The 16,321-nt window shown below is 56.9% G+C and carries 10 protein-coding genes; 2 read left to right on the top strand and 8 right to left on the bottom strand.

What is annotated here, in order from left to right; all coding sequences use genetic code 11:
- Positions 1-2 precede the first annotated feature (2 nt).
- The 5 genes from HMPREF9451_RS00770 to HMPREF9451_RS00750 form a co-directional block, all read right to left on the bottom strand.
- Complete coding sequence (locus HMPREF9451_RS00770; RefSeq protein WP_009138390.1) at positions 3-1,085, bottom strand: 4Fe-4S binding protein; 1,083 nt, start codon at positions 1,083-1,085, stop codon at positions 3-5.
- Between the two features lie 103 nt (positions 1,086-1,188).
- Positions 1,189-1,830, bottom strand: coding sequence for a SanA/YdcF family protein (locus HMPREF9451_RS00765; RefSeq protein ID WP_148508447.1), 642 nt, complete (start codon positions 1,828-1,830; stop codon positions 1,189-1,191).
- A 326-nt stretch (positions 1,831-2,156) separates the two neighbouring features.
- Complete coding sequence (gene leuS, locus HMPREF9451_RS00760) at positions 2,157-4,706, bottom strand: leucine--tRNA ligase (protein ID WP_009138388.1); 2,550 nt, start codon at positions 4,704-4,706, stop codon at positions 2,157-2,159.
- Between the two features lie 950 nt (positions 4,707-5,656).
- Entirely contained in the window at positions 5,657-6,766 is a 1,110-nt protein-coding gene (locus HMPREF9451_RS00755) for a coiled-coil domain-containing protein (protein ID WP_232204079.1), read from the bottom strand.
- A 61-nt stretch (positions 6,767-6,827) separates the two neighbouring features.
- Entirely contained in the window at positions 6,828-8,345 is a 1,518-nt protein-coding gene (locus HMPREF9451_RS00750) for an IMP dehydrogenase (protein ID WP_009138386.1), read from the bottom strand.
- A 251-nt stretch (positions 8,346-8,596) separates the two neighbouring features.
- On the opposite strand from HMPREF9451_RS00750, the gene HMPREF9451_RS00745 reads away from it, so the two are divergent.
- Positions 8,597-10,030, top strand: a complete 1,434-nt coding sequence (locus tag HMPREF9451_RS00745; protein ID WP_009138385.1) for an aminopeptidase — start codon at positions 8,597-8,599, stop codon at positions 10,028-10,030.
- A gap of 577 nt (positions 10,031-10,607) precedes the next feature.
- Here HMPREF9451_RS00745 and HMPREF9451_RS00740 read toward each other — a convergent pair.
- The gene (locus HMPREF9451_RS00740) at positions 10,608-11,561 is read right to left on the bottom strand and encodes a lactate/malate family dehydrogenase (protein WP_009138384.1); all 954 of its coding nucleotides are present in this window, start codon (positions 11,559-11,561) and stop codon (positions 10,608-10,610) included.
- A 342-nt stretch (positions 11,562-11,903) separates the two neighbouring features.
- On the opposite strand from HMPREF9451_RS00740, the gene HMPREF9451_RS00735 reads away from it, so the two are divergent.
- Positions 11,904-13,742, top strand: a complete 1,839-nt coding sequence (locus HMPREF9451_RS00735; protein ID WP_009138383.1) for an ABC transporter ATP-binding protein — start codon at positions 11,904-11,906, stop codon at positions 13,740-13,742.
- A gap of 79 nt (positions 13,743-13,821) precedes the next feature.
- Here HMPREF9451_RS00735 and HMPREF9451_RS00730 read toward each other — a convergent pair whose 3' ends face one another.
- The gene (locus HMPREF9451_RS00730; RefSeq protein WP_009138382.1) at positions 13,822-14,724 is read right to left on the bottom strand and encodes a diacylglycerol/lipid kinase family protein; all 903 of its coding nucleotides are present in this window, start codon (positions 14,722-14,724) and stop codon (positions 13,822-13,824) included.
- Between the two features lie 278 nt (positions 14,725-15,002).
- Positions 15,003-16,319: a response regulator transcription factor gene (locus tag HMPREF9451_RS00725; RefSeq protein WP_148508443.1), complete on the bottom strand. Its 1,317-nt coding sequence runs from the start codon at positions 16,317-16,319 to the stop codon at positions 15,003-15,005.
- Positions 16,320-16,321 lie beyond the last annotated feature (2 nt).

The following is a 16,321-nucleotide window of genomic DNA, read 5'->3' as shown; positions in this document are numbered from 1 at the left end:
GACTAGGGACGAAAACGGAAGCGCGAGCATGCGGGACAAATTGTTCTCCCCTTTTCCTCCTTGAAGAAACGACCGCATTTTTCGCATCGAGCCACATGGATGGGGTTGCACGCCAACGCCGGAACCTCCGACGTGCGCAATTCGACCCATCCTCCCAGATTATCCTCCGGGCAGCTTAGATAGCACAGCCCGCATTGCGTGCAGCGGCTTGCGTCATGAGCCAAAAACCGGGGAACGGAATCATCCGAGCAATGCGTTCCTTCGATATCCGCTGCAAAAGACAAAGCGCCGTGCGGGCACATCTTGACGCATATGCCGCAACCGCGACACGCCCCATCTTCCGAAAGGATGAGCCAGCGGACAGCCGGACGCTCTTCGAGAGGAAGCGATACCAACGCATCAAGAAGCATCGCCCGCGAACGGGAGACAGAAGGCGGCTCTTCGTTTCCCGACAAGCGAGCCGTGCCCTCTTTGACACTGTCGGCAAAGGTGGAAAACATGCGGCGTCGCTGCGCTCCCGACGCGCGGCCTTCGGCGTGCTCTTGCGCAAGCGCAGACGGAATGCGGGGAAACACGCGACGAGAAAACTCTTCCGATCCGTAGAAGTCTTTGACGTGACGAATCGTTTCCTTCAAGCACGACACCGCTCGGGCATCGGGGCAGGTTTTACAGGGACCGGTCTTGAGAACAACGGGAATGCGCAGCGCTATCGCGGCAATTTCATCCCAAGAAAGCGACGCAAGGCAGGCAAGGACCGCGTCCGCTGCCCCTTCGTAGCGCCGACACGCCAAGACCACGCACCCTTGCGCGGCGTCGACCGCGGAATCAACCTGCTTGCACGATGCGCCCGACGCGTTGATGGCCTGTGTGGGACACGCCGTCACGCACAGGCCGCAATCTGTGCAGCCTTTCCAATTGGGATTCTTCTCGTGAATCGAAAGACCGGCGGGACAGACCGCGCTGCATTCATCGCAAGGAGTTTTTCGTTGGATGTCATTGAGGCACAACCCCGAAATACGGGAAGGATGGTTTTCGTGCATCCAATATCCCAGCGCATACAGCGCCGCTTCGTCGGCAATGCCCATGAACTCTCCTTATCGACGCGAACATCGATCAGTATAGCGTTCGCGAAGACGAAGACGAACGATGCGTCCGCCTGAAGCCGATTACCCCACGGCAATCCGCACATTACAAGCTGATAGCCGCGCCTGGATTGTCCGGGACGGCGCCAATGGCGATATTCCAGAAATCGTGCGTCCGCCCTGCAATCTCGCGGATATCGTACCAAAGCTGATCGGTATACGTTCCTTCGTCGCTCACGATACCGCGAGCGTCCATCCCGACGCCCTGGGCATCGAAAACCGCGCGATAGAGATGATACTCCTGGGTGACCACGAGGCAGCTTTCCGCCCCGAACACCCTCGATACGCGCCACATGGTGTCGTAGGTGTTGTATCCACCGGGATCGCAAAAAACATCATCCGCAGAAACGCCGCAGGAAACCGCGTATTCCTTCATGGCGGAAGGTTCGTTATAGTTCGCCTCGCGACCGTCTCCCGACATCACGATGACGGGAGCGACACCGCGCTTGTAAAGCTGGATAGCAGCATCGACCCGGCTTTGAAGAATGGGAGAAAGCGTTCCGTCCGCATAAACGCTTGCCCCTAACACGATGATGCAGTCGCACGGATCGCTCGAGGTGTATACGGCTTCGTCGAGCGATTCCATGCTTCCTTTGGAAGACAGAATAACCCAAGCGTTCACGCCTGCGACAACAAGCACGCACGCAAGCACGCAGGCTCCTATGCCTTTGAGAAATCCGCGGATCAAGATGCCCCTTCCCATAAACCGCCACGTTGCAACCACGCCGTCTTCAGCATGAACGCCCCAAACATCGGACAATCCGTTTTGTCTGGCTTAGCAGATTGCATCTTCGGCATCGAGGCAAGAATCGCGAATGCACCCATTCGGCATTCTTCGACTTTTGCGTTGCAGGCAGAATCCTACTCCATCGGTAGCACACCCTTTTCGCATCGTGGGAAACATTCACGGGAAAAGGAAGCGAGCTGCAAGAATGCAACACAAAAGCGCCGCCGTAAACGGCATCCATCGCCAAAAAAATCCCCCCGACGTATCGGAGGGATTCTCAAGAGGCCCTATTTGGCGACGATATTTACCAAGCGACCGGGAATGACGATCTTCTTTACCACGTTCTTGCCTTCGAGCGCGTTGGAAACGGCGCTCAGAGCAACCTCGAGGATTGCAGCCTCATCCGCATCGGCGGCAACCGTGATGCGGGACTTCACCTTGCCATTGACCTGAACGGCAAGCTCCACTTCGTCGGCCTTCGCCATCTCGGGATCGAACGTCGGCCACGCCTCGCTATGAACGCTGGTCTCGTGACCGAGGAGCGTATGCCACAGCTCTTCGGAAAGATGAGCAGACATCGGAGCGAGCAGCTTGACGATGGTCTCGGCTACCTCGCGGCCAAGCGCAGCATCACGCTGATCAGGGGCTGCTTTACGCAGGTAATCGCCTGCGGCATTGACCAACTCCATGATTGCGGCGATGGCGGTGTTGAAGTTGTTGCGATCGAAATCGTCGGTCACCTTGCCCACAACGCGATGGCGCTCACGCAGCAAAATCTTCGCAGCCTCTGCGGCCTGCTCGGGCGTTGCGGCGCCTTCCTGGTAATACGTATCGTCTCCCGCTTCACCCATCAGGTCATACGCAATACGCCACACGCGATTCAGGAAGCGGTAGATACCGCCAAGACCAGCCTCGTTCCAATCGAGGTCCTTATCGGGAGGAGCCATAAACAAAATGTAGGTACGGACGGCGTCCGCGCCGTATTCGTCCATCATATCTACCGGAGAAACAACGTTACCCTTCGACTTGGACATGGTTTCGCCATGCTCGTCTTTCACCATGCCCTGACACAACAGGTTGGTGAACGGCTCATCGAAATCGACCATGCCGGCATCGCGCAGGACCTTGGTGAAGAAACGCGAGTACAGCAGGTGCAGAATAGCGTGCTCGATACCGCCGATATACTGATCGACCGGCATGTAGCGGTTCGCTTTTTCAGGAGCGAACGGCAGCTCTTCGTTATGAGGATCGCAATAGCGCAGATAGTACCAGCTCGAGCAGGTGAACGTATCCATGGTGTCGGTCTCGCGACGAGCGGGACGGCCGCACTTCGGACACGTGCATTCGACGAATTCAGCATGATCAGCCAGCTGCTCGCCCTTGGTGATATCAAGGTCAAGCGGCAGCTCGACCGGCAAATCCTCTTCGGGAACAGGGACAATGCCGCACTCGTCGCAATAGATCGCAGGAATCGGATTGCCCCAGTAACGCTGACGACTGATCAACCAATCGCGCAGACGGAACTGCACGGAAAGCTTGCCCTTACCCTGCGCCTCAAGGTCGGCGATGATTGCGTCCACGGCAGGAGAATGCTTTCCGCCCTCCATGCCGGTGTATTTGCCGGACTGCACCAAATAGCCCGTTGCCTCGAAGGACTGCTCCCAATCGACGTTTTCGACCACCATATCCTGCTGGTCTTTAAGCTGCTCGTACAGCTCGTCCTCTTTCGGAAGAATGATGGGAGGAACGGGAAGATCATATTTGCGGGCGAATTCGAAGTCGCGCTGATCACCGCACGGAACAGCCATAACCGCGCCGGTTCCGTAATCGGCCACGACATAGTCGGCAACCCATACGGGAACCTTCTTGCCATTGATGGGATTTACCACATAACGACCCGTGAACGCACCGTGCTTTTCGAGCTCTCCTTGGGCGCGCTCGACCGCAGTCACCTTCTCGGCGCCCTCCATGACCTCACGTACGGCGGCTTCGTACTCGGTGCCCTCAACCAGCTCAATCAGGCCGTCATACTCGGGAGCAAGCAGGAAGAAGGAGCAGCCGAACAACGTATCGGGGCGTGTGGTGAAAACGGTGATGTCATGGCCCTCCATAGGATTGCCTTCAGCATCGCACAGGGTGAAATCGACCTCAGCGCCTTCGGAGCGACCAATCCAATTTGCCTGCATCTGCTTGACGCGCTCCGGCCAGCCATCAAGCTTGTCCAGGTCATCAAGAAGCTCCTGAGCGTAGTCGGTAATCTTGAAATACCACTGCTCAAGCTCGCGGCGTTCAACGGCATCGCCGCAACGCCAGCATACGCCGTCGGTAACCTGCTCGTTCGCAAGCACGGTATGGCAGGATTCGCACCAGTTCACCGGATTGCTGCGACGCTCAACCAGACCTTTCTCCCACATCTTGAGGAAAATCCACTGGCCCCAACGATAGTATTCCTTATCGCACGTGCGCACCGTACGATCCCAGTCGTAGGAAAAGCCCATGCGCTTGAACACGTTGCGCTGGGTTTCGATATTGCCGTACGTCCACGTGGCGGGATGACCATTATGCTTGATTGCCGCGTTTTCCGCAGGAAGACCGAAAGCGTCCCAACCCATAGGATGAAGCACGTCATAACCGCACATCTTGGAATAGCGGGCGATAACGTCACCAATGGAATAGTTGCGCGCATGACCCATATGAGGATCGCCCGAAGGATACGGGAACATTTCGAGCACATATTTCTTAGGCTTGGAAGAATCCTCGGCCATGACGTTCTGGCCGCTCTCCTCCCATACCGCCTGCCATCGCGGCTCTATTTCATGAGGGTTGTATTCTTTCATCTGCAGCTCCTGATGATCGCTCAGTGTACGGCCTCGCGGCCTTTGAAACACGAATTCGTCCTATTATACGGCGGCATGCAAGAATGAGGGAATCATAAGAAAAAATCCCCTACTCTCGTCGCGGCCCTTCAGCCCCCCCTTTTTTTCAGCAAGCCCCTTCAGCAAGCCCCTTCAGCCCCCCCTCAGCAAGCCCTTTCGAGAAGCGACCGTTGCCCACGGCTTTGAATCCGAGCTTCCGCGATTGGAAGGCTTCCCGGCAAATCGCGAGCTCTTCGGGTGGTCAAAGAGGGCACATTGGGGGAAAGCTGGAGGTGCCGGCTGCGGTTCGTGGTCAAAAATAGTGAGTTAGGGGAACGGAGAGTGCCGCTCGTCGGCTATTACATACCGCTCGCTGCTGGAAATTGATTCGATTCCCTCCCGCGTAAAACCACGTTTTTTCTTCCTAGCAAAACCCCAGGTCAAATGACCGGCTTTATAGGCAATCCACGCATCCCAAGTGCCCCACTTCCCCTAAGTCGCACAAATTGACCATCGATGAAGGCATCAACGCAAAACAGTCCCCCAAGTAGGGCTTTTTGACCACAAATCGCAGGGCAATCGACTCAACCCGCAAAACACGTGCATGACGGTGCCGACCGCAATAGTCACGAGCCACAGGGCAATCGGCTCAACCCGCAAAACAGGCGGCTTTCTCGGCGCAGCTACGCACGCGCCGAGCTGTAGCCAGCAAGCAAAAGCGCTCGGGAAACCCCGAGCGCTTTTCGAACTCAATGTCTATACGGCAGCTCTGCGGAAAGCGATGCCATCCATCAGAAACGGTTCCATAGAAAGCGTCGTCGTCCGCGAGAGCGATTCTACAGAAAGCGATGCGATCCGCAAGAAATGCCTCGGCAGGAAGCGATTCTTCAAAGGCGATCTCTCTATAAGAAACGACCCCGCAGAAAACAGCCTTACAGGAAGCGATAGCTCACTGTGCGCACACCCCAATCGAAGCATGAGCTTGCGCCAAACGCACGCCATACGCCCGGTTGCAAATCGAGAGAGCGCGAGCCGCCGCCCATACCTCCAAGGTCATTGACCGTAGCGATCACGGTCATGCCGCTATAGCTGATTTCGACCTGCCTGCCCAAATACGAACGGGCATTCGGCCACGAAAGAGGAACGGCAACACCCATCGAGCTTTCGGTCACAATGGCGCCCGTGGCCGTCGCAGCACCAAGCGTGCCATCGCTTTCCGAGCCGTACGCCGAAGCAGAGCCCGTCTTCCAGCCGGTCTGAGAATCGGAAGATCCGCCAGTGTTTCCGCCCGAAGAAGACCCTCCCGAATTGCCCGTATTCGAACCGGCATTATCAGAGTTCGATTCTGTGCTGCCATTATCGGCACTTTCAGATTGAGTGGACGTCTCGGGCTCAGGGTCGACGGGCGTTTCGACAGCAGCTTGCTTTTCCTCCTGCTCCTTCGCCAAAGCTTCAGCTTGCGCCTTGAGCTCGGCAAGACGCTTGGCTTCAGCAGCGGCGTCTTTCGCATCGGCAAGCTTCGTTTCGGCGTTGGACACAACCTGAGCAGCCTCGGCGGTTTTTTGCTCCGCCTCGGAGATTTTCTTCATCTGCTCGTCTTTCTTGGTGTTCAAATCGTCAAGGGCGGTATTGAACGCTTCCTGGCGCTGGCGCTGCAGCTCGATTTCATCTGCCTGCGCCTGCTGGACGGCATCGAGATAATGGAGATTGTTGACGAGCTCGTTAAGGTTCTCGGATTCGAACAAGACCGTAAGCAAACCGATGCCGCCCGTCTTGTACTCGCAAGAGAGCATTTCGCCGAGATGCTCTCGGCCCTCTTGAACCTCAGACTGAGCGTCCATAACCCCTTCGATAGCAGCATCAATCTGAGTCTGCAGGCCTTCGGCCTCCTCTTGCAGCTTCGCATGCTCCTGGCTGATCTGGGTCAGACGCTCTTCCGCCTGCTCGAGCGTAGCCTGAGCATCGGAAACATCATCCGCCCACGCCTCGGAAGGGGCCATGGGTATGAAAGGCGTTGCTGCCAGCACGCCAGCCAGCAGCAACGCGGATATGTTCTTTACGTACCTGATGAGAACTACTTTCCTCGGTGGACAGAGTTGGCGCTTAGCGCACCTTGCTCACGTAAGGAGTCTTATCCTTCAGAAGGACGTCGTGAGCACCGCCTTCGACGATGGACGTCGAAGAAACAACCGTAAGCTTCGCCTTATCGCGGAACTCGGGAATGGTAAGAGCACCGCAGTTGCACATGGTGGAGCGAATCTTAAGCAGCGTAACGGCAATATTGTCCTTCAGGCTGCCTGCATAGGGAACGTAAGAGTCGACGCCCTCCTCGAAAGAAAGGGACTTCTTGCCACCCAGGTCGTAACGGCCCCAATTGCGAGCACGGGCAGAACCCTCGCCCCAATACTCCTTCATATAGGTGCCGTTGACGACGACCTTGCTCGAGGGGCTCTCGTCGAAGCGGGCGAAGTAGCGGCCCAGCATGACAAAGTCGGAGCCCATGGCCAACGCCAAAGAGATGTGATGGTCGTAAACGATGCCGCCGTCAGAGCAGATGGGCACGTAGATGCCGGTCTCCTCGAAGTACTCGTCGCGCGCCTTGGCAACTTCGATGGTAGCGGTTGCCTGGCCGCGACCGATGCCCTTGGTCTCACGCGTGATGCAGATGGAACCGCCGCCGATGCCCACCTTGACGAAGTCTGCGCCGGCCTCTGCCAGGAAGCGGAAGCCCTCGCGGTCCACCACGTTGCCTGCGCCGATTTTCACATCGTTGCCGTAGTGCTCGCGCACCCATTCGATGGTCATCTTCTGCCAGTCAGAGAAGCCTTCAGAGGAGTCGATGCACAGCACGTCCGCACCGGCTTCGACCAGGGCAGGAACGCGCTCGGCGTAGTCGCGGGAGTTGATGCCAGCACCCACGATGTAGCGCTTTTCGGCATCGAGCATCTCGAGCGGATTGTCTTTGTGGGAATCGTAGTCTTTGCGGAAGGTCATATAGACAAGACGGTCTTCGGCATCAACAAGGGGAAGGCTGTTGAGCTTGTGCTCCCAGATGATGTCGTTTGCTTCCTTGAGAGAGGTTTCCGCGGGAGCGACGATGAGCTTTTCGCGCGGGGTCATGAAATCGACGACCTTGGCGTCCAAAGACATGCGGGACAGACGGTAGTCGCGCTCAGTCACCACGCCGAGCAGCTTACCGTGGGGCTCGCCGTCGTCGGTAACGGGCATGGTGGAGTGGCCCGTTGCCTCCTTGAGCTCGAGCACCTGATCGAGCGTCATATCCGGAGAAAGGGTTGCGTCGCTTACGACGAATCCCGCCTTGTGCTGCTTTACGCGAGAGACCATGGCAGCCTGGTCTTCGATGGTCTGGTTGCCATAGATGAAGGACAGACCGCCCTCGGTTGCAAGCGCCACGGCCATGCGATCGTCGGAGACGGCGGCCATAATGGCGGAAACCATGGGGATGTTCAGCGAAAGGGGGCATTCCTCCTCGCCTTTGCGGTAACGAACCAACGGCGTTTTCAGGCTGACCTTCGTCGGAATGCAGCTGGCGGGCGTGTGACCGGGAACCAGCAGGTACTCGTTAAAGGTGCGCGAGGGCTCCTCATAATAGAACGCCATATGGCTTCTCCTTCATCTTCGAGGCTGAAACGTTATAACGGAACATTATATGCTTCAGAAACGTATTTGAAACGACCTCTTGGCAAAAATAGCGTCAAGCAGTTGCCCTGCTTCACGAAAATTGCACCAAAAGCACCTTGCACAATGCCTCCACCCCCGCGTGGTACCATGCCCGCATCAGCAACCATGTCCGAGCGCGACCGCACGCTGCAAGGACACGCGCCCGGATTGAGCCGAGAGAAAGAAGCATCATGGAACATAGAAACGCGTGGCTTTCTTACGACGAAGCCGACCTCGCGAAAGTCGAGGCCTTCGCCGCCGACTACAAAACGTTCATCACCAAAAACAAGACCGAGCGCGAATGCGCAGCCACGGCCGTGTCCATGGCACGCACGGCAGGCTATATCTCCATTGACGAAGCGCGGGCAGCGGGCGCCGTGCTCAAAGCGGGCGATAAAGTGTACGCCGAATGCTTCGGCAAGTCGGTCATCCTGGCGCAAATCGGCCGCCGCCCCATGGAAGAGGGCCTGAACATCCTTGGCGCTCACATTGACAGCCCCCGCCTGGACATCAAGCAGAACCCGCTGTATGAAGCGGGCGGATTCGCGCTGCTTGACACGCATTATTACGGTGGCATCAAGAAATACCAATGGGTCACGCTGCCCTTGGCCATCCATGGCGTAATCGCCAAGAAAGACGGCAGCGTCGTCGAGGTGAACATGGGCGAAGACGAAGGTGACCCCGTGTTCTGCGTCACCGACCTGCTGGTGCACCTGGCACAAGACCAGCTTCAAAAAAAGGCGTCCGAAGTGGTTGAAGGCGAAAATCTCGACATCCTCGTTGGGAGCCGCCCCGCAAAAGCCGCCGATGCGCATCAAAAGGCAGCCGGTGCCCAAGCCGACGAGCTGGATAAACTGGCGGAAAAGGAACCCGTCAAGGCGCTGCTGCTGTCCATCCTTGCTGAAAAATACGATATGACGGAGGCTGACTTCCTCTCGAGCGAGCTTGAGGTGGTTCCTGCAGGCGCCGCCCGCGACTGCGGCTTCGACAAATCCATGGTGATCGGCTACGGCCACGATGACCGCGTATGCGCCTACCCCAGCCTGATCGCCCAGCTCGAAGCAAGCGACCTGGAGAAAACGGGCGTGTGCATTCTTGTGGACAAAGAGGAAATCGGCAGCGTCGGTGCCACGGGCATGACCTCCATGTTCTTCGAGAACACCATCGCCGAAATCATGGATCTTGCGGGACAGGCGAGCGATTTGCCGCTGCGCCGCTGCCTGGCAAACTCAAGCATGCTTTCCAGCGACGTTTCTGCAGGCTTCGATCCGTCCTACGCAAGCGCGTTCGAGACGAAGAACGCGGCGTATCTCGGTCGCGGCGTGGTGTTCAACAAGTTCACCGGCAGCCGTGGCAAAAGCGGGTCCAACGACGCCAACGCCGAATACATGGCACGCATCCGTGCCATCATGGAAAAGGGCGATGCTGCGTTCCAGACCGCTGAACTGGGTAAAGTCGATGTTGGAGGCGGCGGCACCATCGCCTATATCCTCGCCAAATACGGAATGAACGTGATTGACTGCGGCGTGGCCGTGCTCAACATGCACGCGCCGTGGGAGGTCGTCGACAAGGCCGACCTCTACGAGACGCTCAAGGCCTACCGCGCGTTTTTGAAGTGGGCATAGCGCCTGACAGGACGCAAGAGGACGCCCGATAGCACGCCTGGAGGCGAAAACGGACGACAAGACGAGATGGGCGGAAATCCAAAAAGGCTTCCGCCCGTCTTTTTACTTATCGGGGCATATTCCTACAATTTGGCTTACATACCAGCGGCGCATCGATTGTCGGCATCGCAGCTCCGTTTGGAAAAGCGACACGTGCGAAAAAGATACAATGCCGTTGGTCTCGCATAGCGGTTGCCAGAGCGCCTTTGCGCCCCGAATCCACCTGGGTACGAAAGCAGCATCCGACATGCTGGCGGTACGTACACGCCTATAGTGCACGAATTCGCTGCTGCAAACTCAGTTTTTGTACGAAACGTATCATTAGCCAGATTGTGCGAGCCAAATAAGACAATGATAATCAACATAAAGCAGTATTATGTTGATTAAGCTAAAGCCTTTCGGACCTGCGCAGGGCTCCGATGCAGTCGTTTTGATACGTTTCGTACAAAACTCGAGTGATTGACCGCGTTTTCGTGCATTTTTCCATTTCGGAAGCGCAGAAGTCGGGCCGAGCTGCCCTTGTGCGTCTTCTTGCAACCTACCACCAGGCAAGACGGCCGATGTTGTCGCGAATGTGCTGGCAGCTGGCATGAAACGCCTCAAGCTCACCCTGGGAGAGATCGAGCTCCATAACGCGCTCGACACCGTTGCGCCCGATGATACAGGGCAGCGAGGTAAAGATTCCCTCTTCGCCGTACTGACCCGTCAAGAGGGTGGATGCGCCCATCACGGCATGTTCGTCATGCAGCACTGCGGCAACCACACGCACAGCTGCATTGGCCACGGCATATTCGGTGCACTGCTTGCCGGCGTAGGCAACGTAGCCGCCCTGACGGGCCTTGTCTTCTATATCGGCCAAGTCAAAGGCGAAACGATCGGGCTCTTCTTCCGCCAACTGCGCCAGAGGCTTGCCAGAAATCGAGGCGGACCTCCAAGCGGCGAGCATGGACGCTCCGTGCTCGCCGATCATGTAAGCGTTAATTGACTTGGGGTCCAGATTGCAGGCAAGCGAAATCTGAGAGCGCAAGCGCGCGGAATCCAAACCAGTACCCGAACCGATAATGCGAGAAGGGTCGTATCCGGTAAGATGCCAGAGCTCCGTGCAGATCACATCGCAGGGATTGGAGACAGAAACCCAGATACCGTCGAAGCCAGCGTCGACGATGCGGTTGGCGAAGGCACGGCAGGTATCCGTAGTAAAGAAAAGCTCACCGTCTCGATTACCGGCGGCCAACGATACCTTGCCTGCGGCGTTGACAATGACATCGCAGTCCGCAAGCTCCTCATAGCGGTCCTGGCAGTCGATGATTCTAGCGTTGTACGGACAGAACATAAGCGAATCGCGCAAATCCTGCGTCTCGGACGCAGATTTAACGAAATCGATATCGCACAAATAGAGCTCGTCCGCCAACCCCTGCAGCAACAGGCTGTTAGCCACATGAGCGCCCACATGTCCCATACCCACAATGCCTACGGTTCGCGGTTTAATCATGATGCACCCCTTCTGATCGACGAACGTCGCAGACCTTCGATAAGCGGCGGCGCTTCGTTTGTCGTGCATGGTAGCGATACCATGTGTCAGCTCTGTTGCAGATAGACGCAAATCAGCAATACTGTTGATTTCGGACGAGAACCTCGGAGCGACGACATCTTCTGCCGCGCTGCCGAAGCCTTGCCGCAAAAGGCAACTTCACCGCCGCATGCACCGCACTTGCAGATTCCCTGCTCTCTTGGGCGCATCGCTCGCCGGCGTGCAGCAGACGTACTACCATAGACCGCGTTTTCCAAATCATACGAACCGCGCTCGATTGCCTCGCGCAACGAAAGGATATCCGTGTCCCCATCGACCTCTCCCGCCCAAAGCACCGCCACATCTCATGCGCCGTCTATTTCTGGCGCCCAGGTGTTTAAGAAGTTCATAGGCTATTACAGCAAGTACAAGTTCCTCTTCTGGTTCGATTTGGTGTGCGCCACCTTGCTCGCCTGCATCGACCTGGCGTTTCCCCAGCTGCTCAACTTCTTCACGCGTGATTTCTTCTTGCAGCCAGCGCCCGTCGTCTTAGGCGCGCTCGGGCTCATCTGTGTTGGCATGGTCGCCCTCTACCTGCTGCGCACGGGCTGCCAATGGTTCATCGCCCGTTGGGGCCACGTCATGGGCGCACGTATGGAGGCCGATATGCGCGCCGATTTGTTCGACCAATACCAACGCCTCAGCTTTTCGTATTACGACAAGAACAACACCGGCGAAATGATGAGCCGCCTGGTCACCGACCTGTTCGACGTATCGGAGCTGGCACATCACGGACCTGAAAACATCTTCATTTGCTCGCTGAAAATCATCGGATCATTCGTGCTGCTGTTCTTCATCAACGTGCCGCTGACGCTGATTATGCTTGTGTGCACTGTGGTTATGGCAGCCTATGCGGCATGGATCAACTATCGCAAACGCGTCATTTTCACCGAGAATCGCCGCACCATGGCGGGCGTCAATTCGCGCATCCAAGACGCCCTTGGCGGCATGCGCGTGGTGAAATCGTTCGGCAACGAAGTACTCGAAGCAAAGAAGTTCGAGCACACCAACCGCCTGTTCGTTGATACGAAAGAGCGTTCGTATAAGTTCATGGGACGCTTTCATGCCGTGAATTCCCTGTTCACAGGCCTGCTCTATACCATCGTTGTCGTAGGCGGCGGCTACTTCATGGTGCAGGGACAAATCGAGCCAACCGATCTGGCAATCTACGCCCTTTATATCGGCATCTTCCTCTCGCCGATCGAACAGCTTATCAACTTCGCCGAACAGTTCCAGAAAGGTTATGCAGGGTTCCGCCGCTTCGCAGAAATCATGGCAATCACGCCCGCCATCCAGGACCGTCCAGGAGCCGTAGAGCTGGAGAGGGCCGCATGCGCAAACAGCAGCTCGAACGAAACGGGCGGTTCGGGCGTACGCGGAGACATCCGCTACGAAAACGTCTCGTTCTCCTATGACGATGCGACCGAGGTCTTGCATGGCTTCACCCTGCATGCGTCTGCCGGTAAAACCACGGCTCTCGTGGGACCGAGCGGCGGCGGCAAAACCACCACGTGTTCGCTGCTCCCTCGCTTCTACGACGTGTGCGAGGGGCGCGTGAGCATCGACGGCGCCGACGTGCGCGACGTCACGCTGGCGTCGCTGCGCCGCACCGTAGGCATCGTGCAGCAGGATGTATACCTGTTCGACGGCACCATCCGCGACAACATCCTCTACGGCAACCCCGAGGCGAGCAACGCCGAAGTGATCGAGGCGGCCAAACGCGCAAACATTCACGACACTATTATGGAATTCGAAAACGGCTACGACACCTACGTGGGCGAGCGCGGTGCGCGCCTTTCGGGCGGCCAGAAGCAGCGTATCTCCATTGCCCGCGTCTTCTTGAAAAACCCGCCGATCCTAATCTTGGACGAAGCAACCAGCGCGCTTGATAACGAAAGCGAACGCCATGTGCAAGAATCGCTGGCTGAGCTTTCAAAAGGACGCACCACGCTCGTGATCGCGCATAGGCTTTCCACCATTCGCAACGCCGATAAAATCGCCGTCGTCGACGAAGGGCACGTTGTCGAAGAGGGCACGCATGACGAGCTAATCGCCCTCGGCGGCACCTACGCGCGCTACTGTGCCATGCAGTTCGGGGTGTAGGTAGAAACCGCGCTATCAAGCGTGTTCCTCTCCCATCAATGGCACAGCTTCATCGAGCTTCCAGCCCATTGCCAAGCAACTACTCTTTCTTCAAGGCAAACATGCGCAACGCACCCGGACGAACGGTGAGTTTGACGGGCAGGCACGGGCCGTCGTCACCGTCGACCCCACAGCAAAGCCCACCATCGACGCACGAAATCTCGATTGTCTTTCCGTGCAGGAAAAGCACACGGTCGTCCCCGTCCACAGCATGCATCAATATGTCCGGAAGAAGAGCAAGCAGGGAAGGAAGCGATGCGTCCCTGAGCGCAATCAAATGAATCTCCCCGTCGGCCACGCTTGTCTGGTACCTGGAAAACTCATTCGCCAAGGCATTCGCGGAAAATGCCGAAAACGAGCTGATGTCTTCCTTGCGCTCTTCCCCATCGACCACGATACGCAGAGCATGATGCTCTCCATCGCCCATGCGCAAAATAGTGCTTGCCACGTAGGCGAGAAACCCGTATCGAGATTTGAGCTCGGGCGACACTTTTCGAATGCCCTCAGGCAGCGTTCCCCCTGTTACGGTATAGGCGAACGGCCGCCCGTTGACCAGCCCGACATCAAGAAGAGTGGTTTCGGAGAAATCGTATGACTCAACCGCCCGCAAAGCATCAGGCGCAACGCCGATAGTACGAGCCAACCCGTTGCCCGTACCTCCGGGAATCAGGCCGAAAGCAGGCAGGCGGCTGCTTTCGCACGCGCCGTCAAACAGCCCGTGAAAACTCAAGCCCACCGTGCCGTCTCCTCCCATGACGAACAAGGCGTCGTATTCCTGCTCGCGCGCTTCACGCGCCCACGCTTCGACATCGGCCGCGCACGACGACAGCCGCACGTCCACGCTGGAAAAATGCTCGCCAAGGTGCGCCGCCACCCGTTCCGAAAGAGCACGCCCTTCTTTCTTTCCCGAATTAGGGTTCACGATGAGCATGGCTTTGTCCATGGGTGCGGCTCCTTCGCCTTCTGCACAATATTCCGGCTTTCGCAGCCAGCAAACAGAGATAACAGCTTCTTTAGCGACGGTACCGCAACCTTGGAGACATTGCAGGCAAAACCAACATTAGGAAACAAACAGATATCTTTGCACCACCGAATCGACAAAAGCGATGCCTGCAGTCACGCACGCCGCTACCCGCATAGTCGATTCCATCGAAGAGCGCATGTCGTTAACAAAAACCCGCCGATTTGCTTCGACGTCCATATGCTGACACATAAGCAGAGTCAGTCCTTTTTCCACCCTTCAAACAGGTCGATTAATTCCTGCTTCGATTTAACCCCGAGTTTGCGGTAGATATGAACGGTATGGGTCTTCACCGTACCCGTCGTAACGAAAAGTTCATCGGCTATATAAGGCAGGCTCCTTCCTTTCGAAAGATAGGAGAATACCTCGCTTTCGCGTTTCGTCAATTCGAACGCCGTCGCAAACAAAGCGACCTTTTCCTCCAAGGAAACCTCCGTGGAATCGAAACATGGCTCATCGCGGTGCGAAAACAGGCCGTTTTCATCCTGCGAACATTCGGATTTCTCACCCATTGCCACTGCGTCCGAAACCTCGGGTAAGGCGGCATCGGCGTTGGCAGCCTGCTTCACCATAATGAGAAACAACGCCAGCATGGCAAGGCCGCACGCCCACTCGAAAACGCCCGGACAGGAAGCATCGCCCACATTGACCTGCTTTCCAACCACGTTTCCAGCAAGCACCACGGCCGCCGTTACCGCTTGAGCCATAGAGAAAGACAAGAGCGGCGACAAGGCCTTTTCCCATGTTGCCCTGCTCACGGAAACAATAATCAGAACCTGGAAGAAAAAGGCACACCCTTGAACCAAAGCGCCACACAGGGCAATGGCCGATCCGTCGGAAGCAAGAATCCCTATGAGCCCCACCGCCGAAAACGTCAAGGTGAGCCTATAGGCCGCCGACGCGGAAAGCGAAGACCCGTCGGATGTCAAAGGCACGAGCGCCATAGTGGCAATGCAAGCGCACACGAAAGCGCCGCCCCTGAAAAGACCGTCCGCGTTTTCGTACGAAAAACCCATTGCCGCCGAAGCAACCATATTGCCGACAAATGCGGCGAGAAGAACGGCGGCCAAGGCCCTCCACGGAATGCCCGATAGCTCCCATGAACCGTTGAAAAGCTCGCCGAGAAACGCAAGGCTTCTGCCAGCGTCTTTTTTCTCTTGCGATTCATCGACCTTTCTTACCAGCGCATCACGATTGCGCGCGTCAATGCGCCATAGTGCCCATGATGCCAGCGGCATGACCGCAACGCAGACAATCCCGCCTTTATATGGGGCAAACGGAAAAACGAAGTACAACGCATAGGCAATAAGAAACGACAATACCACCAGCGATTGCATGCCCTTCGACCCGATGGAGTAGCGCGCTCCCCAAGCAATCCCAAGCAGGGGAATGCAAACGCCATGCACTATACCACAGCAGACGATGCCCACCATGCAACCGGACGAGACAAACGCCGCAAGCAGCAAGGTCAAAACCGAGGAGAGAATCGCACAGAAAGCAAGAACGAAGCGACGCACAA

This window comes from Slackia piriformis YIT 12062 (assembly GCF_000296445.1).
In the GTDB taxonomy this organism is placed as follows: Bacteria; Actinomycetota; Coriobacteriia; order Coriobacteriales; family Eggerthellaceae; genus Slackia; species Slackia piriformis.
This window is presented reverse-complemented; position numbering and strand designations above follow the sequence as displayed.

Excerpts from the sequence above, each read along its gene's own strand:
- HMPREF9451_RS00750 (WP_009138386.1), bottom strand. The coding sequence starts at position 8,345 with ATGGCGTTCTATTATGAGGAGCCCTCGCGCACCTTTAACGAGTACCTG.
- HMPREF9451_RS00745 (WP_009138385.1), top strand. The coding sequence starts at position 8,597 with ATGGAACATAGAAACGCGTGGCTTTCTTACGACGAAGCCGACCTCGCG.
- HMPREF9451_RS00740 (WP_009138384.1), bottom strand. The coding sequence starts at position 11,561 with ATGATTAAACCGCGAACCGTAGGCATTGTGGGTATGGGACATGTGGGC.
- HMPREF9451_RS00730 (WP_009138382.1), bottom strand. The coding sequence starts at position 14,724 with ATGGACAAAGCCATGCTCATCGTGAACCCTAATTCGGGAAAGAAAGAA.
- HMPREF9451_RS00770 (WP_009138390.1), bottom strand. The coding sequence starts at position 1,085 with ATGGGCATTGCCGACGAAGCGGCGCTGTATGCGCTGGGATATTGGATG.
- leuS (WP_009138388.1), bottom strand. The coding sequence starts at position 4,706 with ATGAAAGAATACAACCCTCATGAAATAGAGCCGCGATGGCAGGCGGTA.